General features: G+C 68.8%; 17 protein-coding genes and 1 pseudogene. 7 read left to right on the top strand and 11 right to left on the bottom strand.

The genetic code is table 11. The features are described from left to right. Positions 1 to 21 precede the first annotated feature (21 nt). The 5 genes from ACFYVR_RS08495 to ACFYVR_RS08475 form a co-directional block, all read right to left on the bottom strand. Positions 22 to 1,566, bottom strand: coding sequence for an AMP-binding protein (locus tag ACFYVR_RS08495; protein ID WP_387471643.1), 1,545 nt, complete (start codon positions 1,564 to 1,566; stop codon positions 22 to 24). Between the two features lie 75 nt (positions 1,567 to 1,641). After that, positions 1,642 to 2,799 (bottom strand): acyl-CoA dehydrogenase family protein, encoded by a 1,158-nt coding sequence (locus ACFYVR_RS08490; RefSeq protein ID WP_387471640.1) that lies wholly within the window; start codon positions 2,797 to 2,799, stop codon positions 1,642 to 1,644. 40 nt (positions 2,800 to 2,839) lie between these two features. Further along, the gene (locus ACFYVR_RS08485; protein ID WP_387471637.1) at positions 2,840 to 3,997 is read right to left on the bottom strand and encodes an acyl-CoA dehydrogenase family protein; all 1,158 of its coding nucleotides are present in this window, start codon (positions 3,995 to 3,997) and stop codon (positions 2,840 to 2,842) included. After that, positions 3,990 to 5,510 (bottom strand): class I adenylate-forming enzyme family protein, encoded by a 1,521-nt coding sequence (locus ACFYVR_RS08480; protein WP_387471634.1) that lies wholly within the window; start codon positions 5,508 to 5,510, stop codon positions 3,990 to 3,992. The genes ACFYVR_RS08485 and ACFYVR_RS08480 overlap by 8 nt, the downstream gene beginning before the upstream one ends. Before the next feature lie 136 nt (positions 5,511 to 5,646). After that, on the bottom strand, positions 5,647 to 6,828 hold the full coding sequence (locus tag ACFYVR_RS08475; protein ID WP_387471632.1) for a TetR/AcrR family transcriptional regulator: 1,182 nt from the start codon (positions 6,826 to 6,828) through the stop codon (positions 5,647 to 5,649). 329 nt (positions 6,829 to 7,157) lie between these two features. Between ACFYVR_RS08475 and ACFYVR_RS08470 the strand changes: the two genes are divergently transcribed. Further along, positions 7,158 to 8,498, top strand: a complete 1,341-nt coding sequence (locus tag ACFYVR_RS08470; RefSeq protein WP_387471630.1) for an MFS transporter — start codon at positions 7,158 to 7,160, stop codon at positions 8,496 to 8,498. A gap of 73 nt (positions 8,499 to 8,571) precedes the next feature. On the opposite strand, the gene ACFYVR_RS08465 is transcribed toward ACFYVR_RS08470, so the two are convergent. The 4 genes from ACFYVR_RS08465 to ACFYVR_RS08450 all read right to left on the bottom strand — a co-directional run bounded on the left by ACFYVR_RS08465 (position 8,572) and on the right by ACFYVR_RS08450 (position 13,430). Further along, positions 8,572 to 9,246, bottom strand: a complete 675-nt coding sequence (locus ACFYVR_RS08465; RefSeq protein ID WP_387471627.1) for a FadR/GntR family transcriptional regulator — start codon at positions 9,244 to 9,246, stop codon at positions 8,572 to 8,574. 39 nt (positions 9,247 to 9,285) lie between these two features. After that, positions 9,286 to 9,900, bottom strand: a complete 615-nt coding sequence (locus ACFYVR_RS08460) for a sulfite exporter TauE/SafE family protein (protein WP_387471625.1) — start codon at positions 9,898 to 9,900, stop codon at positions 9,286 to 9,288. Between the two features lie 66 nt (positions 9,901 to 9,966). Then, complete coding sequence (locus ACFYVR_RS08455; RefSeq protein ID WP_387471623.1) at positions 9,967 to 11,517, bottom strand: AMP-binding protein; 1,551 nt, start codon at positions 11,515 to 11,517, stop codon at positions 9,967 to 9,969. Positions 11,518 to 11,633: 116 nt separating this feature from the next. Beyond that, positions 11,634 to 13,430, bottom strand: coding sequence for an acyl-CoA dehydrogenase (locus ACFYVR_RS08450; RefSeq protein WP_387472023.1), 1,797 nt, complete (start codon positions 13,428 to 13,430; stop codon positions 11,634 to 11,636). A 120-nt stretch (positions 13,431 to 13,550) separates the two neighbouring features. Between ACFYVR_RS08450 and ACFYVR_RS08445 the strand changes: the two genes are divergently transcribed. Further along, the gene (locus ACFYVR_RS08445; RefSeq protein ID WP_387472022.1) at positions 13,551 to 14,198 is read left to right on the top strand and encodes a TetR/AcrR family transcriptional regulator; all 648 of its coding nucleotides are present in this window, start codon (positions 13,551 to 13,553) and stop codon (positions 14,196 to 14,198) included. On the opposite strand, the gene ACFYVR_RS08440 is transcribed toward ACFYVR_RS08445, so the two are convergent. After that, entirely contained in the window at positions 14,195 to 14,617 is a 423-nt protein-coding gene (locus ACFYVR_RS08440; protein WP_387472045.1) for a TetR/AcrR family transcriptional regulator, read from the bottom strand. The two genes, ACFYVR_RS08445 and ACFYVR_RS08440, sit on opposite strands and share 4 nt — an antisense overlap. A 79-nt stretch (positions 14,618 to 14,696) precedes the next feature. Continuing rightward, a pseudogene (locus tag ACFYVR_RS08435) lies at positions 14,697 to 14,789 on the bottom strand (TetR/AcrR family transcriptional regulator); the annotation flags it as partial. A 148-nt stretch (positions 14,790 to 14,937) separates the two neighbouring features. Here ACFYVR_RS08435 and ACFYVR_RS08430 point away from each other — a divergent pair. The 5 genes from ACFYVR_RS08430 to ACFYVR_RS08410 are packed head-to-tail and all read left to right on the top strand — an operon-like array spanning position 14,938 to position 19,987. Further along, entirely contained in the window at positions 14,938 to 15,939 is a 1,002-nt protein-coding gene (locus ACFYVR_RS08430; protein ID WP_387471621.1) for a phosphotriesterase, read from the top strand. Positions 15,940 to 15,992: 53 nt separating this feature from the next. After that, complete coding sequence (locus tag ACFYVR_RS08425) at positions 15,993 to 16,946, top strand: phosphotriesterase (protein WP_387471618.1); 954 nt, start codon at positions 15,993 to 15,995, stop codon at positions 16,944 to 16,946. Between the two features lie 14 nt (positions 16,947 to 16,960). Continuing rightward, positions 16,961 to 18,076 carry an FAD-dependent oxidoreductase gene (locus ACFYVR_RS08420; RefSeq protein WP_387471615.1) on the top strand — a complete coding sequence of 372 codons (1,116 nt, stop codon included), beginning with the start codon at positions 16,961 to 16,963 and terminating at the stop codon, positions 18,074 to 18,076. Positions 18,077 to 18,080: 4 nt separating this feature from the next. Beyond that, positions 18,081 to 18,998, top strand: a complete 918-nt coding sequence (locus tag ACFYVR_RS08415; protein WP_387471613.1) for an alpha/beta hydrolase — start codon at positions 18,081 to 18,083, stop codon at positions 18,996 to 18,998. 50 nt (positions 18,999 to 19,048) lie between these two features. After that, positions 19,049 to 19,987, top strand: coding sequence for an MBL fold metallo-hydrolase (locus ACFYVR_RS08410; protein WP_387471611.1), 939 nt, complete (start codon positions 19,049 to 19,051; stop codon positions 19,985 to 19,987). Positions 19,988 to 19,994: the final 7 nt, after the last annotated feature.

Here is a 19,994-nt window from a genome sequence, read left to right as displayed (position 1 = left end):
CGGAAGGCGGCGTCGGGGGCGTCAGTCGCGGATCAGGTCACGCAGGGCGACCTTCTGGACCTTCCCGGTCGCGTTGCGGGGCAGCTGATCGATGCCGATGACCCGCGTCGGAATCTTGTAGCGGGCCAGGCGGGAACCACAGAAGTCCAGGATGTCCTGGGCGTCGACGTCACCGGACACCGGAACCACGAACGCCACCGGCGTCTCGCCCCACTTCTCGTGGGCGGCGGGCACCACCGCGACCTCGGCGATCGCCGGATGCTCCGACAGCACCGTCTCGAGTTCCGCGCTGTAGATGTTCTCGCCGCCGGAGATGATCATGTCCTTGATCCGGTCGACGACGTGGAAGTAGCCGTCCTCGTCCTGCCGGACCAGGTCTCCGGAGTGGAACCAGCCACCGCGGAACGCCTCCGCGGTCGCCGTCGGGTTGTTCCAGAACTCGGCCATCACGGCGGGCCCGCGGTAGACGATCTCACCGACCTCCCCCTGCACGACGTCGTTCATGTCGGGATCGACGACCCGGACGTCGACGAGGGGCAGCGGTCGACCGACCGAGCCCAGCTTGTCGCGGCCGCCGAGGACGAGGGTGATCGACGCCTCGGTCTGGCCGAAGGACGAGACGATCGACGCGTCGGGGAACGTCTCCGACATCGCCCGCAGGTTCCCCGGCGTCGCCGGCGCCGCGCCCCAGGCCAGGTTGCGCAGCGCCAGCGTCCTCGGACGGGCCTGCTGTCCCTCGCACACCGTCTGCCACTGCGTCGGCACGAGGAACGCCGACGTGACACGCTCGGTCTCGAGCAGGTCGAGGAAGTCGCCCGCGTCGAAGTTGCCCGACGGCACCACCACGGTCGGGTACCCGAGGAACACGGTCGGTACGAGATGCAGGATCGACGCCATGTGGAACATCGGCGCGGTGACGGCCGAGACCTCGTCGTCGGAGGTCATGCGCAGCACCTGGATCATCATGATCGACCCGGCGATGAGGTTCTCGTGCGTCCACACCGCGCCCTTCGGGCGTCCGGTCGTGCCGGACGTGTAGAGGATCAGTGCGGGCGACGACAGATCGGACGGTCCGTCGGCGGCGCTCGGAGCCGCCGCCGCGATCGCACTCTCGTACTCCGGAGGACCGGGGACGTCGGAGGATCCGACGACGACGGTCGGCAACGACGCGGCCGTCCCGGGGAGACCGGAGACGAGGGCCTGCTCCACCACGACGGCAGTCGCGCCCGAATCGGTGAGCAGGTACTCGATCTCGCTCGCGACGAGCCGGAAGTTCAACGGCACCAGGATCGCGCCGAGCCGGTGCGCCGCGACCAGCGTCTCGACGAACTCCAGGCGGTTGGTCATGAGCAGGGCGACCCGGTCACCGGCAGCGATCCCGGACGCCGCCAGCACCGATGCGAGGCGCCGGGTGCGGTCGTCCAGTTCGGCCCAGGTGACGGTGCGCCCGTCCTGGCGCAGCGCCGGGCGGTCGGGGGTCTGCGAGCGGTGCCGGTCGATCTGCCGCACCCAGGACAGGCCGTGGGTGGGAAGGCTCGGCGCGTCCTGCCGTTCGAGGGTTGCCATGGGGTCTCTTTCGTTCGAGTCGGATCGAGTCGGACGCGCCCCTCCCCCCGGCGAGGCGGCATCACATGATGCGGTTCAGCGGAACTCGGCGGCGATGTCGCGGCCGATGATCTCCTTCATGACCTCGGTGGTGCCGCCGTAGATCGTCTGGATGCGGGTATCCGTGTAGGACCGGGCGATCGGGTACTCCATCATGTAGCCGTATCCGCCGTGCAGCTGGACGCAGCGGTCCACGACGCGCTTCTGCAGCTCGGTCGCCCACCACTTGGCCTTGGACGCGTCGACTGCGGTCAGCTCGCCCGCACCGAGCGCCAGGACGCAGCGGTCGACGTGCGATTCGGTGACCTCGATCTCGGTCAGCATCTCGGCGAGCACGAACCGGGTGTTCTGCAGGTCGCCGATCTGCTTGCCGAATGCCTTGCGCTCGAACACGTACTGCTTGGTCCACTCGTAGGCGGCGCGGGCCGCGGTGATGCCGGACACGCTCATCGCGATGCGTTCGAGCGGGAGGTTCTCCATCAGGTGGAGGAACCCGCGGCCCTCCCCTCCGAGGAGGTTGCCCGCGGGAACGCGGACGTCCTCGAACACCAGCTCCGCGGTGTCCTGGGCCGCCAGCCCGACCTTGTGGAGCTTGCGACCCCGACCGAAGCCGGAGGTGCCGTCCTCGACCACGATCAGCGAGAAGCCCTTCGACCCCGCCTCCGGGTCCGTGCGGCACACCACGATCACCACGTCGGCCTGGATGCCGTTGCTGATGAACGTCTTCTGGCCGTTGATCACCCATTCGTCGCCGTCGCGGACCGCGGTGGTCTTGACGCCCTGCAGGTCCGAGCCGGCGCCCGGTTCGGTCATCGCGATGGCGCCGATCAGCTCACCCGCGGCCATCCCGGGCAGCCACCGCTGCTTCTGCTCCTCGGTCCCCAGGTGCAGCAGGTAGGGGATCACGATGTCGTCCTGCAACGCGATTCCCGCGCCGAACGACGTGGTGGCGGTCCTCGCGACCTCCTCGGCGACCACCTGACGGAACCGGTAGTCGGTGACGCCCGAGCCACCGAACTCCTCCGGCACCGCGAGCCCGATGATCCCGGACTTGCCTGCCGCGAGCCAAGCGGACCGGTCGACGAGTCGCTGCTCCTCCCACCGCTCGTGGTGGGGCTCCACCTCGCGGGCGAGGAACTCGCGGACGGTGTCCCGGTACGCCTCGTGATCGGCGTCGTAATGGTTGCGCTTCATGGATTCCTGCTCTCGGCCGCGTGGTGGACTGTGGACGGCGTCAACGCCGGGTGTCCCAGATACCTCGCGAGATGATCTCTTTCATGATCTCGGAGGTGCCGCCGGTGATCCGGTCGACCCGCGAGTCGATGAACGCGCGGGCGACCGCGTACTCACGCATGTATCCCCAGCCGCCGTGCAGCTGCAGGCAGGTGTCGACGGTGCGGCCCTGCATCTCGGTGACCCACAGCTTCGCCATCGCCGCGGTGGTTCCGTCCAGCTCGCCGCTGAGGTAGTTGCGAATCTGCCGGTCGATCAGGGCGCGTCCGGCCTCGAGGTCGGCGCGGACCGCGGCGAGCGTGAAGCGGGTGTTCTGCATCTCGTTGAGGTGCTGCCCGAACGCCTGACGCTGCGCGACGTACGCGACGGTGTCGCGGAACGCCGCTTCGGCCCGGGCCTGAGAGCTGATCGCGATCGTCAGGCGCTCGCGGGCGAGACCGGCACTGAGGTACGACGATCCCTTGCCCTCCTCACCGAGCAGGTTCCCGCGCGGGATGTGGACCTGGTCGAAGAACAGCTCCGAGGTGTCCTGGGCGTGGACACCGAGCTTGTCGAGGGCGCGTCCACGGGCGAATCCCGGACGGTCCGCCTCGACGAGGAACAGCGAAAGCTTGCCGGTGTCTTCCATTTTCGCCGCGACAACCATGATGTCGGCGAGCTGACCGTTGGAGATGAACACCTTCTGGCCGGAGATCACGTAGCCGTCGTCGGTGCGCGTCGCCTTGGTCTTGATGCCGCGCAGGTCGCTGCCCGCGGACGGCTCGGACATCGCGACCGCGCCGATGACCTCACCGGTGGCCATGCGGGGCAGCCACGTCCGCTTCTGCTCCTCGGTGCCGAACCGAACCAGGTAGGGGGCCACCATCTCCGAGTGGATGACGAAGCCCGGCCCGGTGGTGTGCGCGAGGGACAACTCCTCCATCACGATCACGGAGTAGCGGAAGTCGACGCCGAGGCCGCCGTACTCCTCGGGGACCGTGGGGCACAGCATGCCCAGCTTGCCCGCCTCGATCCAGATGGACCGCGGCACCTGGCCGTCGCGTTCCCATTCCTCGTGGAAGGGAGCGATACGTTCCTCCACGAAACGGCGGGTCTCGGCGCGGACCTCGCGGAGCTCGTCGTCGAAAAGGTCGCTGTCGTGGCGAGTGACCTCAAGCATTCTTGACCATCCATTCCTCGCGCAGCACGTTCTTCCGGATCTTTCCGACAGCGGTGACCGGGAGTTCGCTGCGCTCCAGTTCGAAACTCTTGGGGACCTTGTATCCGGCGATGCGCTCCCGCAGGTGCGCCTCGAGTTCGCCGGCGGCGGCCGTCGCACCCGGCCGCAGCACGACGACCGCGTGGACGCGCTCGCCCCACAGGTCGTCGGGCACACCGACGACCGCGCACTGCGCCACGTCGGGATGCGTTGCGAGAGCGCCCTCGACCTCACCCGAGTAGACGTTCTCGCCGCCGGTGACGATCATGTCCTTGAGCCGGTCGACGACGGACAGGAAACCGTCGTCGCCGAGGACCCCGATGTCGCCGGAGCGCAACCAGCCACCGTCGGCGAGGACCTCTGCGGTGCGGTCGGGGTCGTGCCAGTACCCTCGCATGACGTTCGGCCCGCGCATGAGGATCTCACCCGAGGTGCCGTGCGGAACGTCGTCGAGATTGCCGTCCACGACCCGGATTTCGCAGCCGAGGAATGGGCGGCCCGCCGAATCGAGCTGCGGGGAGCCGGTGTGGTGACTCTCCGGCGGCAGCACGGTCGAGGCGCCGCACGATTCGGTCATTCCGTAGAACTGCTGCAGACTCGCGTTCGGGAACGTCGCGACCACCCGCTCGAGCAGTGCGGTCGCGATCGGCGCGGCGCCGTAGGTGATCGACCGGACACGCGAGAGCAGTTCCTCGTCGCGGGTCGGGGCGTCCAGCACGGACGCGAGCATGGTCGGCACGAGGCAGATGTGGGTGACGCCGTCGGCGCGCATGCCCTCGTAGAAGTTCTGGGGCGAGAACTTCGGCAGGAAGCTGTGTGTGCCCGCGGCGAGGGTGACGCCGTTGCCGAGACAGAAGTCGGCCATGTGGAACAGCGGCGCCGAGTGCTGGTAGACGGAGTCGGAGTCGAGCCGGACCTCGCGATGCGTGCCCATCGCGGCGAACAGGAAGTTCGTGTGCGTGAGCTCGACACCCTTGGGGGTTCCGGTGGTGCCGCCGGTGTAGAAGATGCCGGCCGTCGCGTCCTCCGCCGGGTAGGCATCGGGAATGGGCTGCGTGGCAATCATTTCCGACCACAGGGCCGCGTCGTCGTAGTCGACGAGGACCGGGTCGCCCGCGGCGGCCCGGACCGCGGCCTCGCCGGACCCGCGGCTGTCGCCGTCGGTCACGATCAGCGCCGTGCCGGAATGGTCCAGCATGTAACGGATTTCGTCGACGGCGAGCCGAGTGTTGATCGGGACGATGACGCCGCCGGCCCACCAGATCGCGTAGAGCACCTCGAGGTGGCGGGGCGCGTTGCCCGCCAGCGTCGCGACCCGCGAGCCCGGCTGCACCCCACGCTCGCGCAGGGCCGCGGCGAGTGCCGAGATGCGGGTGACGGATCCCTGCCAGGTGACCCAGGTGTCGCCGTCGCGGTACGCCGGGTTGCTCCCGGCGAGCGACGCGGCGCGGCGCACGGCTGCGGTGATGCTCATGTCGGTCTCCTCCTGTGCGTGGGACTTCGGCGATCTCGGCCTCGACATGCAGGTCGGGTGCAGGTACGCCGGTCCGCGGGCACGCCTGTCGCGCGCCCCCACCATCGGTGATGAGGCTACGTTAACCCATATTTACTTATTGCGGAAGGGGCTCCCCGGAATCGGTCCCGGACAGGTCGGCGTCGAGCAGCACGGACAGCGCCATCGCCGCGAGCCGAGCCGCTCCTCCCTGCGAAATCCGCAGGTCATCGATCCGCGCGAGCGTGTTCACGACACCAAGCGAGGTGTGGACGAGGACGCGGGCCTGGGTCTCGGTGAGTTCGGGGCGGGCGAGCCGCAGGAGGGCCGTCCACTCCGCGAGGTACTCCCGCTGGCGACTGCGCAGGACGTCCGGCAGCGCCGACTGCTCCATCTGCAGGACCGCGGTCATGATCGTCTTGTCCACGGCGATGCCGACGTAGCCGTGCACCAGCCGCGACAGCGCGTCACGCACGTCGCCGGCCTCCCGCAGCGCGGAGTGCAGGAGCAACCACAGCGCGTTGGTGCTTCGCTCGATGGCGGCCGCCAGAACGTCGCCCTTGCTGTGGAAATGGCTGTACAGACTGGGCCCGGTCACCCCCGCGGCCGCCCCGATCTCGTCCAGCGTGGCGTCGAAGCCCTTCTGGTCGAACATCGTGATGGCGTGGGAGAGCAGCCGCTCGCGTTTCGAGACCACCTCCAGCGCCGACGCCCGCGCGGCCACGGGCGTCACCGCGGGCAGGTCGGTCGCCAGCAGCGCCGCGCAGGAGGCCTGCAGCACCGTCGCGAACTCGGTCCGGTCGATTCTCGTCGAATGCCAACTGGCACTGGCCAGAATCGCGTGAACACCCCAGGCGAGCTCGATCGCATCGGCGTCCGGGAGCGCCGGATCGGCGTCTCGGACCAGGTCGGCGCACCGCCGGTTGAGGGCGCCCAACCTGCCCTGCAGTTCGACGTACGCCTCCGGCGGGACGTAGGCCATCTCCCGCCACCACAGCGCGCCGAGATCGCGGTGCTCGGCGACGTAGTCGCTCGCGTCGGCCAGCGCCGCCGCGATCTCGCCCCGCCGGCCGAAGGGCGGCAGCACGTCGAAACTCGACTCGATCACCGCGGCAACCAGCACGGACTTGTTCCTGAAGTGGCGGTACAGCGCCCCGGCCGTGATCCCGACGTCCTCCGCGATCTGCGCCATGGACACGTTGCGGTAGCCCATCTCGACAAACCGGGTCCGCGCGGCAGCGAGGATCTGACCCTTGCGGTCCTTCGGCCGACGACGCTCGATCGTCCGGTTCGTGGACATACACACCTCTCATTGAATGTAAATCTCAATTAAGAGTGAACCCGGTTCGCTGCGGCGACCAGCGCCGCACCCGAAAAGTCCACCCGCACTTTCTCGTTGACACCGAGTGATCCATGCCATATTGTTCGTCCGCGACCGACACGCTACGCCTGCGGTTCATCGCAGCGGATCGACCTTCCCGTCCAGTGTGGTCACCCATTCCTTCCTCCTTCGTCGAAGAGTCTCCCCGGCGCTTCGACGATCGACGCGTCCGCTCTCCTGCTCGACGTCACCGACACCTGCGTCCGCAGGTGGCCGCCCCGCTTCCCTGTTTGCGAGGAGTACCCCAGATGTCCAGTCGATCGACCGACCAATCCAGGCAGGCCGCCCTCTCCGGACTGGTCGGCACCGCCATCGAGTACTACGACTTCTTCATCTACGGCACGATGGCGTCATTGCTGTTCAATCAGATCTTCTTCGACAACCTCAGCCCGATGGTCGGCACCATCGCGGCGCTCGCCACCCTCGCGGTCGGCTATCTGGCCCGATTCGTCGGCGGGGCGCTGTTCGGTCACTTCGGCGACCGGATCGGCCGCAAGTCGGTGCTGATGACGACCCTCGTCATGATGGGTACCGCCAGCGGCCTGATCGGCCTGCTCCCGACCCAGGCGCAGATCGGCGTCGCCGCACCCCTGATCCTGCTGCTGCTGAGACTGATCCAGGGCATCGCGGTCGGCGGCGAGTTCGGCGGCGCCGTCCTGATGACCGCCGAGCACGCCTCGGACAGGCGTCGGGGCCTGGCCACCAGCGCGACGCTGCTCGGAGGCCCGCTGGGCTCGCTGTCCGCGACGGCCACCGTTCTCGTCCTGACGTCCGTCCTGAGCGAGGATCAGCTGCTGACCTGGGGATGGCGCATTCCGTTCCTGCTGAGCTTCGCGTTGCTGGGAGTCGGCCTCTACATCCGGCACCGGCTCGACGAGAGCCCCGTGTTCGAGGCGCAGCAGAAGCAGGAAGCGGGCGAGCGCCGGCTGCCGCTGACGGATCTGTTCCGATCGAACTCCCGCCAGGTCGTGACCGCGGTCGGCCTGCAACTCGGCGGCCTCGCCGCCCAGGGCATCTTCGCGGTCTACGCCCTCTCCCACCTGCCCACCGTCGGCTACACCCGGTCGCAGGTGCTGGCGGCGGTGCTGCTGGGCACCGTCATGGCCACGCTGGCCACCCCGGTGTTCGGCGCACTGTCCGACCGCATCGGACGCCGACCGATCTGCATGACCGGATCCGCAACCGTGCTGGTGCTCACCCTTCCGATGTTCTGGATCATCGAACTCGGCTCACCCGCGCTGCTCGCCGTCGCCTTCTGCGTCTACTTCCCGATCGGTATCGGCACCATCACCGCGGTCTCCCCCGTCCTGCTCAGTGAGCTGTTCCCCACCCGGGTGCGCTACACCGGCGTGTCCGTCTCCTACCAGATCGCGGCGACCCTCGGCCCCGGCCTGTTCCCGGTCGTCGCGGCATCCCTGGTGGCCGCGTCGGGCAGCGGCTACGCCGTGGCCGGTCTGCTGATGGTCGCGGGACTGATCAGCATCATCGCGCTGCGTTTCGTCCCGGAGACCAGGGGCAGCGCCTTCCGCGACACCCCGATCACCGATGCCTCGAACGTTCCCGCGGGCGCCGAGGCGACCGCCGGCTGATCCGACCCCGCCCCGAGCCGGCCGATGTCCGCGAAGGACAGCGGCCGGCTGGGTCACACGAGGCCGTCGCGCGTCACGAGTTCCGCCGCAACGCCTCGGCCAGCCCCAGGAGATGTTCCCTGGTCAACCTCTCGGCGGTGTCGGCGTCGCGGGTCGTGATCGCGTCCACGACCGCGACATGGTCGTCCACGTCGTTCTCGATCGCAGGCATGATGGTGAGCAGGTCGGTCATCGCACCGATCAAGCGTTGCCGCAGGCTGTCGAACAGTGCCAACAACAGCGAATTGTGCGAGGCCGCAACGATTGCCCGGTGCAGCCGAATGTCCGCCGCGGCCAGATCGGCGGGCGCGGCGGACACGAGGGCGTTGCGTTCGCCCAGTGCCAGCCTGATCGCCCGTGCGTCATCGTCGTCGTGCTGGTGAGCGGCGAGGCCCGCGGCACGGGACTCGATCGCCACCCGGACCTGCACCACGTCGGTGATCTCGCCGATCTGGGCCAGTCGGTCCCAGGGCTCCACCGGTTCCCGGGCGGCCAGGAACACACCCACGCCCGCCCGAGTGGTGAGGACTCCGCGGGCCGCCAGGTGACGGATCGCCTCGCGGATCGTCGAACGCCCCACGGACAGCTCCTCCGCGAGCGCCACCTCGCCGGGGAGCTGATCGCCGATCTCCCATCGTCCGTCGCCGATGGCCTCGAGCAACGCCTGCGCCGCCTGTTCCGACAGCGGAGTCCGTGTGAGTGCCTTCATTTCCGTCCAGTCCCTTGTCGAGGCTCGCCTGAGGGCATGCTAGACCGTCGTGCGAGTGCGCCCCGGTCCGCGATCGACGGACCGGGCGCGACGCACGCCGCTCTCACGCCCCATCCGGTACAGCTCGCGCACCGCGACCATCAGTGCGAAGACCCCGAAGAGCACGCTGAGGATCCGTGCGTCGAGGGCCAGCGCGACCAGCACGCCGCCGACGGCCCCGGGCACGGCCCCTGCATTGAGCATGGTGCCGATACGCATGTCCGCCGTGCCCTGCTTGGCGTGCACGATCGTTCCGACGATCGCGTTCGGAAAGAACATCAGCAGCGACGTGCCCTCGGCCGTCGGCAGATCCGTGCCGAACAACAGCATCAGCACCGGTACGGCGAGCAGACCGCCTCCGAGCCCCATGCCGGCCGACCACGCGCCGATGACGCATCCCAGTGCCAACGACACGGGCACGGTGAACCACGGATTCGCGATCAGCGACGAGGGCACGACCGCGGAGCCCTGCAGCGGGTCGGCTCCCACCGCATCGAGTAGCAGCTTCAGGGAGGTGGCCAGCAGCACCGCCACGAACAGCCACCGCAACAGCCGATTCGGAACCCGCAGGATCAGTGTGGCTCCGAAGATCGCCCCCAGCCTCCCGCCGATCATCAGCCCCGTACCCGCGTGCAGGTCGATCGATCCCCCGACGGACGTCTCAGGGAGTCGAGCCGGAATTCACCGGTCCGCGGGTGCGGGCAGGTACCGCGCACGCAGCCGATGCTTGACCAGCTTGCCGGTCTGGGTGCGGGGCAGGTCGTCGGTGAAGTCGACGGTCCGGGGCGCCTTGTAGTGGGCCACCCGGTCGCGAACGTAGTCGAGCAGCTCACGTTCGAGCTCCTCGCTCGGTTCGATCCCCGGCTCGAGCTGGACGACCGCCTTGACCTCCTCCCCCATCTCCGCGTTCGGCACGCCGATCACCGCGGCGTCGAACACCTTGGGGTGCAACGTCAGAACGTTCTCCGACTCCTGCGGATAGATGTTCACGCCACCCGAGATGATCATGAACGCCGCCCGGTCGGTGAGATAGAGGAACCTGTCCTCGTCGAGGAAACCGATGTCGCCGCTGGTGGTCCACGTCGGGTGCGCGGGATGCGTTGCCTCCTTGGTCTTCTCGGGCGCATTGTGGTACTCGAACGGGCGCTCCTCCCGCTCCCACCAGACCGTGCCGACCTGCCCGGTGGGCACCTCGACGCCGAGCTCGTCGCAGATGTGCACGATGCCGAGCACACCGTCGTGGCCGACCGACCCCGGCTTGGCGAGTGCCTGCTCGCTGTTGATGAACGTGGCACCGGAGCCTTCGGTGGAGGCGTAGTACTCGTAGACGACCGGACCCCACCAGTCGATCATCGCCTTTTTCACCTCGGGCGGGCACGGCGCGGCGGCGTGCACCGCCACCTTCATGCTGGAGACGTCGTACCGGGCGCGGACCTCCTCGGGAAGTTTGAGCATCCGCACGAACATCGTCGGTACCCACTGGCTGTGGGTGACCTTGTACTCCTCGATCAGCCGGAGCGCCTCCTCCGCGTCGAAGCGGTCCATCAGGATCACGGTGCCGCCGACCGAGGTGATCGTGCCGCAGTACCGCAGCGGCGCAGCGTGATACAGCGGCGCGGGGCAGAGGTAGACCGTGTCGGCGTCGAAGCCGTACATCGGCGCGAACACCGCGGTGTACGGATCCGGGGTGTCGTGCACCTGACCGCCGGAGAGCTTCGGCTTGATGCCCTTGGGCCGGCCGGTGGTGCCGGAGGAGTAGAGCATGTCCTGTCCGCGGGGCTGGTCGGCGAGCGGCGACGTGTCGAACCCGGCGAGCGCGGCCTCGTAGTCGTCGAAACCGGCGAGCTCGCCGCCGTAGACCAGGCGCCGGGTCACGTTCGGGAAGGCACCGGGCGCGACGTCGATCGCCGATGCCGCGTCGGCCGAGACGATCAGGGCCGAGGCCCCGCAGTCGTTGACGACGTACGCGGCCTCCGCCGGGGTCAGGTGCCAGTTGACCACGGTGATGTAGAGGCCGGAGCGCAGCGCCGCCCAGTACACCTCCATCACCCGCACGTCGTTGCCGGAGATCAGGGCGATGTGGTCACCGGTCTCGGCGCCGGCGTCACGCAGGTACTTCGCCAGCTGGGTCGAGCGCTCGTCGAGTTCCCGATAGCTGAGTTGTTCACCGGTGGCGGGTCGGATGATGGCGGGCTTGTCCGGCGTGGTCGCCACGAAGTTCCCCACGTACACGAGTGCCTCCTGAAGTTAACGTCGATTCACGACTTTCATACCCCAGGAGCTCACCCCGGGGAAGGGGTTCGCCACGATCCGTGACCATCATTTTTCCGCCGAGGGCGCCGGAGCGTTCAGAACCAGGCGGGATCCACGTCGAGCAGAGTCCGGTCCAGGCTGTCGAGCAGGTCGAGCTGCGGGCCCGTCCGCGGCAGCTCGTAGCGGTAGAAGTACCGCGCGGCCGCCCGCTTGCCCTCGTAGAAGTCGCCGCTCCGGCCGTCGGCGGCCAGCAGCTGCTCGAGCCAGATCCACGCGACCACCAGATGTCCGAACGCCTCCAGGTAGGCCGACGAGTTCGCCAGCGCCACCGCAGGATCCCCTGCACCCCAGAGCCTTCCGGTGGTCGCGACGACACGCTCGAGCACGGCGGCGAGCTGACCGGCGTACTCCGACGCCGCACCGCCGAGCGCCTCGGCGCGGACGATCGTCGCCCGCACCGCCTCGGCGAACAGGGCCAGGCCGGCGCCGCCCTTCATGGTGACCTTGCGCCCGAGCAGGTCCAGACCCTGGATACCGTGGGTGCCCTCGTGGATCGGGTTCAGACGGTTGTCGCGGTAGAACTGCTCGACGTCGTAGTCGCGGGTGTAGCCGTAGCCGCCGTGCACCTGGATGGCCAGGCTGTTGGCCTCGAGGCACCACTGCGACGGCCAGCTCTTGACGATCGGCGTCAGGATGTCGAGCAGCAACGCCGCCCGCGCCGCCTCCTCGCCGCCCGCGGTCTCCTGGTCGTCGAAGAGCTTGGCGCAGTACAACCCGAGGGCCAACGCCCCCTCCACATAGGACTTCTGCGCCAACAGCATTCGCCGCACATCGGCGTGCCGGTCGATCGGCACCGGCGGCGAGGCCGGGTCCTTGTCGTCGGCGGCCCGCCCCTGGGTGCGGGTGGCGGCGTACTCGACCGACTGCAGGTACCCGGCGTAGCCGAGCGAGATCGCCAGGAACCCGACCCCGATCCGGGCCTCGTTCATCATGTGGAACATGTAGGACAGGCCCCGGTTCTCCTCGCCCACGAGGTAGCCGACCGCACCGGCCTCACCACTGGGGGTGCGGGTGCCGTCGCCGAAGTTCAGCAGCGTGTTCGTGGTGCCCCGGTTGCCCATCTTGTGATTGAGGCCGACCAGGGTGACGTCGTTGCGCTCACCGAGCGTGCCGTCCTCGTTCACGAGCCACTTCGGCACCACGAACAGCGAGATGCCCTTGACGCCCGCCGGTCCGCCGGGGACCTTGGCCAGCACGAGATGCACGATGTTCTCGCCCAGTTCGTGGTCGCCGCCGGAGATCCACATCTTGGTGCCGGTCAGCCGGTAGGTGCCGTCGCCGCGGGGCACGGCCCTGGTCGTGATGTCGGCCAGCGAGGAACCCGCCTGCGGCTCGGACAAGCACATGGTGCCGAAGAAGCGCCCCTCGAGCATCGGCCGCACGAAGGTGTCGATCTGCTGCTGCGTGCCGTGTGCGACAAGCAGATTGGCGTTGCCGACGGTCAGGAACGGGTACGAGGAGGTGCCGGCGTTGGCGGCCTGGAACCAGGCCATCGACGCGCGGGCCAGGACGGCGGGCAGCTGCATGCCGCCGAGGGATTCGTCGAACTGGCCGGCGACCAGACCCGCCTCGCCGAAGATCCGCAGCGCCTCGGCGACCTCGGGGATCAGCTCGACCGTGCCGTCCGGCAGCATGCGCGGTTCCTGCGCGTCCGCCTTCTTGTTGTGCGGCGCAAAGTGTTTGACGGCCATCTCGGCGCTCAGATCGAGCACCGCGTCGAAGGTCTCCTTGGAGTGCTCGGCGAAACGCTTTCGCCCGGTGAGCGCGGTGACGTCGAGCCACTCGTAGAGCAGGAAGTCGAGATCGCGACGGGAGAGCGGAGCGGTGGCCATGTCGGAGTCCTTGTCGACGATGCCGGGCGATCCGGCGACAACATTCACTAAGCGCTCGCTTAGTAGACCCGCCGTGCGGCATGATGTCAAGGCATCACCCCAGTTCGAGAAGGGCCCGAGATGAGCAAGCCGCCGGCGACCGAGGTCCACACGACCGGCCTCGACGACGAGGTCGCCGCGCTGTTCCCCGACGTCGACTCCGGGGTCGCACGGCGACTGATCGCATCCGCGGTGCGGGCCTTCGCCGAACGCGGCTACCACGCGACCACCACGCGGCACATCTCCGAAGGCGCCGGACTGAGCCCCGCCGCGCTGTACGTCCACTTCACCACCAAGGAAGCCGTCCTCCACGAGGTCAGCCGGGTCGGACACCTCGGGGTACTCGACGCCATCCGCACCGCCGCCGCAGCCGAACCGACGCCCCCGCAACGGATGCGCGCCCTCGTCCGGGCCTTCACGTCGTGGCACGTCGAGTACCACACCTTCTGCCGCGTGGCGCAGTACGAGATCGCAGCCCTCACCGAGGAGCACTACGCCGAGATCGCCGACATCCGGCGCGACACCGAGCGTTTCGTCCGGCGAGAGATCCAGGCCGGCGTCGACAGCGGCGACTTCACCGTGCCGACCGTCGCGACCGCCGCCCGGGCGATCCTGTCGATGGGCATCGACGTGGCGCGCTGGTACCACCCCGGCCGCAGCACCGATCCCGATCGACTCGTCGCCGAGTACGCCGACCTCGCCGCCGCCATGCTCGGAGTGCAGGGCTAGCCCGGACCCTCCGACGCGAACAGGCCGCACCAGGAGTCGGTGATCTCGTCGAGGCAGATCTCGCGGGGGATCTTCCAGCCGACGACGAAGTACCGACGCGACAGGTACTCGAGCTGCCCGAAGGCCAGCACGCAGCGGATCCACCGACGGTCCGGCGGGAAGCGCTCCGCCCGCCGCAGACCCTCGACCATCCGGCCCACGGCGTCCTCGAACCACTGCTCGGTCCTGGCCGCGACCTCCGGTTCGTCGGCGGCCTCGTAGGACGCGGTCAGGTACGGCTTGATCTCGTCCCACTGGTGGAACTTGCGGTCCAGCCACATCCGGATCAGATCGCGCGAACCGGAGGCGACCACCTCCGTCAGCGTCGGGTCGTCGGCTGCGGTGAGGATCGCGTCGACCTCCGCGAGCAGCGCACTCATCACCTCGGACTTGGACGAGAAGTGCAGGTAGAAGGTTGGTCCGGGTGGAGCCTGCGGCGGTGGCGACGTCGTCGATCGTGGTGGCCGAGTAGCCCTTGGTGCCGAACAACTCGAGCGCCTTCGACAGGAACAGCTCGTAGTTCAGCTGCTTCTGCGCAGCCCGGAGCGACATGGTCACGAATCCTAGACGGTGTACAGCCACAAATCCGTCAGGCCAGTCAGACATCTTCAAGACAATTAAGTTGACAGCTTGTAAAGTTAAAGCGTACTGTGACTCGCAACACGTCGTGCAGGTATGACGCTGACGAAAGGAAGTGCCGATGAGTGGCTCCCCGACCGCCGAAGGCAACACCGTCCACACGGTCCTCGGCCCCGTTCCCGCCGACGAGTTGGGAGTTGTCTCGGTTCACGAGGCGCTGCTGTCGGTCGTTCCGGGCGCCCAGTACGCGTTCGACGTCACGATCGACCGCGCCGAGATCTTCGAGATCCTGGCGGCCGAGCTCACCGAGTTCCGCAACAACGGCGGGCGGACGATCGTCGACAGCACCGGCATGTACCACGGCCGCGACGTCAAGCTGTACGAGGCACTCTCCCGCTCGACCGGTGTGCACATCGTCGCGTCCACGGGCATGGGACCGGAGAACCTGCTCGGCGGTTACTTCTTGACCCCCCAGACCAATCCGCCGACGCCGTGGCCGGCGGAGAAGTTCGCCGACCTGTTCGCGAAGGAGGTCGCCGAGGGAATGGTGGTTCCGCGGGTGGAGCGTCGCGGCGCCGCGGGCATCGTGGTCACCGCCGCCGACCGCTCGGGCATGACCGCCACCGAGGAGAGCCTGTTCCGCGGCGCGGCCCGCGCCGCGCTCTCCTCCGGTGTCGCGGTGTCCGCCCGCTACGGCAGCGACGCCGTGCACGACCTCGGAATCCTCCTCGACGAGGAGCTCCCCGCCGACCGCATCGTCATCGGCGGACTCGACCGCAAGGACGCCGTCGCCGCCGGGGCCCCCACCGAGGTCGCCCGCCGCGGAGCGTTCGTCGCCCTCGACAACGTGGGCATCGAGGACGGCGCCCACATCACCGACGACGAGCGGGCCGCGCTCGTACTCGAACTCGTCGAGGCCGGGTTCGGCGATCGAATCCTGCTGTCGAGCAACGCTATCGGCGTCGCGAAGGGTCATCCCGCCGAGGATCAGACCCGGGTCGACCTCCCGCTGAGCCACATCCTGACCACGTTCGTTCCCCTCCTGACGGGCAAGGGACTCGGCTACGAGGACGCCACGCGCATCCTGACGGACAACCCGCGCCGCCTGCTGACGGTGCGCTGAGCGCGCGCGTTTCGAAAGACCATCAGTTTTCGACTTTCCAGAAGGTGAATGTTGTGTCGAGAGTGAACACGGTGCTGGGTCCCATCCCCACCGAAGAGCTGGGGATCGTGGCCATCCACGAGCACATCGGATACGGCATGCCCGGCTCCGAACTGGACACCCGGTGGTGGAAGACCCCCGAACAGCGGTACGAGGAGACCGTTCCGAAGCTGCGCAAGTTCCACGAGTACGGCGGCGGGACCTTCGTCGACGTCACCGGAATCTGCAACGGCCGCGACATCGACTACTACAAGTCGCTGTCGGCCAAGACGGGCGTCAACATCATCGCCTGCACCGGCTTCGTCGGCGGCGACACCGCGCTGCCGTTCTTCGAGCGCGCGAGCGTCGAGTACCTGGCGCAGCACTTCGTGCACGAGATCACCGTCGGCATCGGGGACACCGGCAGCCGGGCGGGCGTCGTCAAGGTCGGTGTCAGCCGCGGCGGCAAGATGACCGAGCTGGACAAGCGCATCTACCGCGCCGCCGCACGTGCCGCGAAAGCGACGGGTGTGCCGATCCTGACCCACCTCGCGATCGACGCGGAGAACGCGATCGCGATCTTCGACGACGAGGGCCTGCCCCTCGACCGCGTGCTCTTCGGGCACGCCGACGACGGCGTGAACGCGTCGAAGACCCGCGACCGCTGGATCGCGGAACAGGGCGGTCGCGTCGGCTTCGACACCTTCGGGTACGAGACCGAACTCCCGGACCCGCCGTTCTGGGCCCGCCCCCGCAAGGACCGCCTCGACCACTTCCTCGGCTTCCTCGCCGCCGGTCACCTCGCCCAGGCACTCGCGGGCGTCGACGCCAACTGCAGCCCCCTCGGCTGGCCGGGAGTCAAGGGCCACACCGTCAACTACCTCTTCGAAGACCTCATTCCGGACCTGCGCGAGGCCGGCGTCGACGAAGCCACCATCACGACGCTGTTCGTCGACAACCCCGCCGACTTCCTCACGATCAAGAACTGACAAGGACCACTGCCATGCAGCCCGAAGACCTGAAGAAGCTGAACATCGCCATCGTCGGCGCGGGGTACGCCGGCGCCGCCGCCGCCAAGGCGCTGAGCCTGCTCGGCGCCACCGTCACCGTGTACGAGCAGGCCGGTGAGATCCGGGAGGTCGGCGCGGGCATCGGTCTGCGTCCGTCCACCATGGACCGGTTCCGCCAGTGGGGCATCTTCGACGCGGTCGCGAAGGTGAGTTCGCCGAGCGACTACTTCGAGATCCTCACCGGCACCGGCGAGCGGATCATTCAGGAGGAGTGGCCCGGCAGCGGCGACTACGCCGAGGTGACCAAGACCCACCTGATCCACCGCGGCGACTTCATCGACGCGCTGCTGAGCGTGCTCCCCGGGGGCATGGTCCGTCTCGGTCACAAACTGGAGAGCGTCGAGGACCGCGGCGACCGGGCGGCCCTCACCTTCACCAACGGCACCACCGTCGAGGCCGACCTCGTCATCGGCGCCGACGGCATCAAGTCGGTCGTGCGAAAGCTGTTCAGCGACAACGAACCCGTCTTCTCCGGTGAGCACGCGTACCGCGCCGTGATCTCGGTCGACGACGCGCACGGGATGGTCGTCGACGACAACCTGCGGATGTACATCGGCCGGGGCACCAAGGTCTACCTGCTGCCGCTGCGCCACCGCGGCCAGGTCTCGTTCGACATCACCGCGCTGCGCTCCGACGGCACCTGGTCGCCGAGCGTGACGAAGGACGACATCCTGGCAACCGTGGAGGGCTTCGACGAGCGCATCGTCGACATCACCCGCGACCTCGACCTGGACACGGTGAACGTGCGCGCGGTCTACGACATCGACCCCGTCGACACCTGGCACTCCGACGCCGTCGTCCTCGTCGGCGACGCCGCGCATTCGATGCTGCACCACCAGGGGCAGGGCGCGAACTCGGCCATCCTGGACGCCGGCGCACTCGCCGACGCCCTGGTCGAGGCCGGCTCCGTCGCGCAGGCGCTGGCCCTGTACCAGGCCACGCGCAAGCCGGTCACCGATGAGCTGCAGCGTATTTCGCGTCAAGGCTGGACCGAGGACGAGGTCGACGACGTCTTCCCCGGCCAGAAGACCGCACCGGTGGAGGCCTGACGTCATGCCCCTGCATCCCGAGATCGCCAGGGTCCTCGCCACACTGCCCGCGCCGCCGGACTCGCTCGACCCGGCCGCGATGCGCGCCGGCGACGAGGCGCAGGTGCCGCCGCGCGAGGAGCGGACCCCGCTGCATTCCGTGGAGGACACCGTCGCCCACACCGCGTCGGGTGACGTGCCGGTGCGGATCTACACGCCGGCCGAGGCCGACTCGTACGGGGTGCTCGTGTACTTCCACGGCGGCGCGTTCTTCCTCGGCAGCCTGAACACGCACGACCACGTGGCGCGCTCCCTCGCGAAGGAGATCGGGCTGAAGGTCGTCTCGGTGGGCTACCGTCTGGCTCCCGAGTCCGCCTTCCCCGCCGGTCTCGACGACAGCTACGCGGTGGTCCGGTGGGTCGCGGAGCACCGCGAGGACCTGCGCTGGAACGGCGGAACGCTGGCCGTCGCCGGCGACAGCTCCGGCGGCACCTTCGCGGCGGCGGTCGCGGCGGCCGCGCACGACGACGGCTTCGACGCGATCACCCACCAGGTCCTCTACTACCCGTCGCTGGACCTCGACTTCGACGTCGACCGGTACCCGTCGCTGCGCGAGAACGCCGTCGGCTACGGGCTCGAGACCGCGGGCCTGAAACCGTTCAACGCCTTCTACTTGGGCAGCGGAGCCGACCCCGCGGACCCGCGGGTCTCCCCGATCAAGCGGGCCGACCTGACCGGGCTGCCGCCGGCACTGATCGTCACCGGCGAGCACGATCCCCTGCGTGACGAGGGCGAACTCTACGGCCGACGCCTCACCGAGGCCGGCGTGCACGTGACCGTGAGCCGCTACGCCGGCGCCGGTCACGGGTTCGTCCAGCACTTCTCGTGGATCCCGGACTACTACCGGGCCTTCGAGGAGACGCGCGACTTCCTCGCCCGCTGACCCAGCGTCCGCACCGCCCCACGGACGAGACCAGACCCGAAAGAAGAACCATGACAGCAGTGAACATCCATCCGCTGGTCTCGCCGTGGGGCCGGTTCGGCCTCTACAGCTTCTACATCGACGCACCCGAGCCGGCGATCGTCGACACGGGAATCGCGTCCTCTCCTGCCGAGGGCATGGCACCGGCGCTGGCGGCCATCGGACGCCGGATCGAGGACGTCCGCTGGATCCTGTTGACCCACGGGCACATCGACCACGTGGGTGGCGCGTACGCGCTGTGGGAGATGACCGACCGCAAGGCGCAGGTCGTCATCCACGAGGCCGACGCGCCGATGCTGCGCTCACGCCGGGCGCACGTCGACGAGTACCTCGCCGGGCGGGCGCAGTACCTGAACGACCCCGAGGGCGAGGCGAAGCAGATCGCGGCGGCCCGCGCCGTCATCTCCGACGAGATGGAACCGACGATGCTGGTCCGGGGTGGGGAGACACTGCCCCTCGGCGGTGGCCTCACGGTCTCCGTCCACTCGATCCCCGGCCACACTCCCGGCTCGGTCGCCTACGTCGTCGACGGCCAGAACGACGTGTTCGTCGGCGACGCCGTCCAGGTCCACGGCGCGGCCAACGGATTCCCCGGCTTCGAGGACCCGACCGCCTACCGCGCGAGCCTCGAGTACCTGCGGAACGAGATCGCTCCCCGCCACCTCTACCTCGGGCACCCCTACCGCCGGACCGACGGCACCCCGTACGGGGTCGAACTCGACGCCGCCCAGGCCCGGGAGGCGCTCCACGAGAGCCTCGACATCGAGGGCCGGGTCGGCACGGCCGCACACCGGTGCCTGTGCGCGGGACTGCCGGAGACAGCCTCGCCGTACTCCCCGTTCGCCGCGGTCGCCGACGCGATCGGCTACGAGAACGACCCCACCCTCGAGCCGTCGCCGTTCTTCACCTCGATGCACGGGTACCGCACACAGTTCAACCAGAAGTCCTGACAGAGAA

It is taken from the genome of Rhodococcus sp. NPDC003318 (assembly GCF_042879035.1).
Classification (GTDB): Bacteria; Actinomycetota; Actinomycetes; order Mycobacteriales; family Mycobacteriaceae; genus Rhodococcus_G.
The sequence above is the reverse complement of the archived record's forward strand: the minus strand, read 5'-3'. Positions and strand labels throughout refer to the sequence as shown.

Excerpts from the sequence above, each read along its gene's own strand:
- ACFYVR_RS08475 (WP_387471632.1), bottom strand. The coding sequence starts at position 6,828 with ATGTCCACGAACCGGACGATCGAGCGTCGTCGGCCGAAGGACCGCAAG.
- ACFYVR_RS08420 (WP_387471615.1), top strand. The coding sequence starts at position 16,961 with ATGCAGCCCGAAGACCTGAAGAAGCTGAACATCGCCATCGTCGGCGCG.
- ACFYVR_RS08460 (WP_387471625.1), bottom strand. The coding sequence starts at position 9,900 with ATGATCGGCGGGAGGCTGGGGGCGATCTTCGGAGCCACACTGATCCTG.
- ACFYVR_RS08490 (WP_387471640.1), bottom strand. The coding sequence starts at position 2,799 with ATGAAGCGCAACCATTACGACGCCGATCACGAGGCGTACCGGGACACC.
- ACFYVR_RS08430 (WP_387471621.1), top strand. The coding sequence starts at position 14,938 with ATGAGTGGCTCCCCGACCGCCGAAGGCAACACCGTCCACACGGTCCTC.
- ACFYVR_RS08445 (WP_387472022.1), top strand. The coding sequence starts at position 13,551 with ATGAGCAAGCCGCCGGCGACCGAGGTCCACACGACCGGCCTCGACGAC.
- ACFYVR_RS08450 (WP_387472023.1), bottom strand. The coding sequence starts at position 13,430 with ATGGCCACCGCTCCGCTCTCCCGTCGCGATCTCGACTTCCTGCTCTAC.
- ACFYVR_RS08480 (WP_387471634.1), bottom strand. The coding sequence starts at position 5,510 with ATGAGCATCACCGCAGCCGTGCGCCGCGCCGCGTCGCTCGCCGGGAGC.
- ACFYVR_RS08440 (WP_387472045.1), bottom strand. The coding sequence starts at position 14,617 with ATGAGTGCGCTGCTCGCGGAGGTCGACGCGATCCTCACCGCAGCCGAC.
- ACFYVR_RS08465 (WP_387471627.1), bottom strand. The coding sequence starts at position 9,246 with ATGAAGGCACTCACACGGACTCCGCTGTCGGAACAGGCGGCGCAGGCG.
- ACFYVR_RS08410 (WP_387471611.1), top strand. The coding sequence starts at position 19,049 with ATGACAGCAGTGAACATCCATCCGCTGGTCTCGCCGTGGGGCCGGTTC.
- ACFYVR_RS08485 (WP_387471637.1), bottom strand. The coding sequence starts at position 3,997 with ATGCTTGAGGTCACTCGCCACGACAGCGACCTTTTCGACGACGAGCTC.
- ACFYVR_RS08495 (WP_387471643.1), bottom strand. The coding sequence starts at position 1,566 with ATGGCAACCCTCGAACGGCAGGACGCGCCGAGCCTTCCCACCCACGGC.
- ACFYVR_RS08415 (WP_387471613.1), top strand. The coding sequence starts at position 18,081 with ATGCCCCTGCATCCCGAGATCGCCAGGGTCCTCGCCACACTGCCCGCG.
- ACFYVR_RS08470 (WP_387471630.1), top strand. The coding sequence starts at position 7,158 with ATGTCCAGTCGATCGACCGACCAATCCAGGCAGGCCGCCCTCTCCGGA.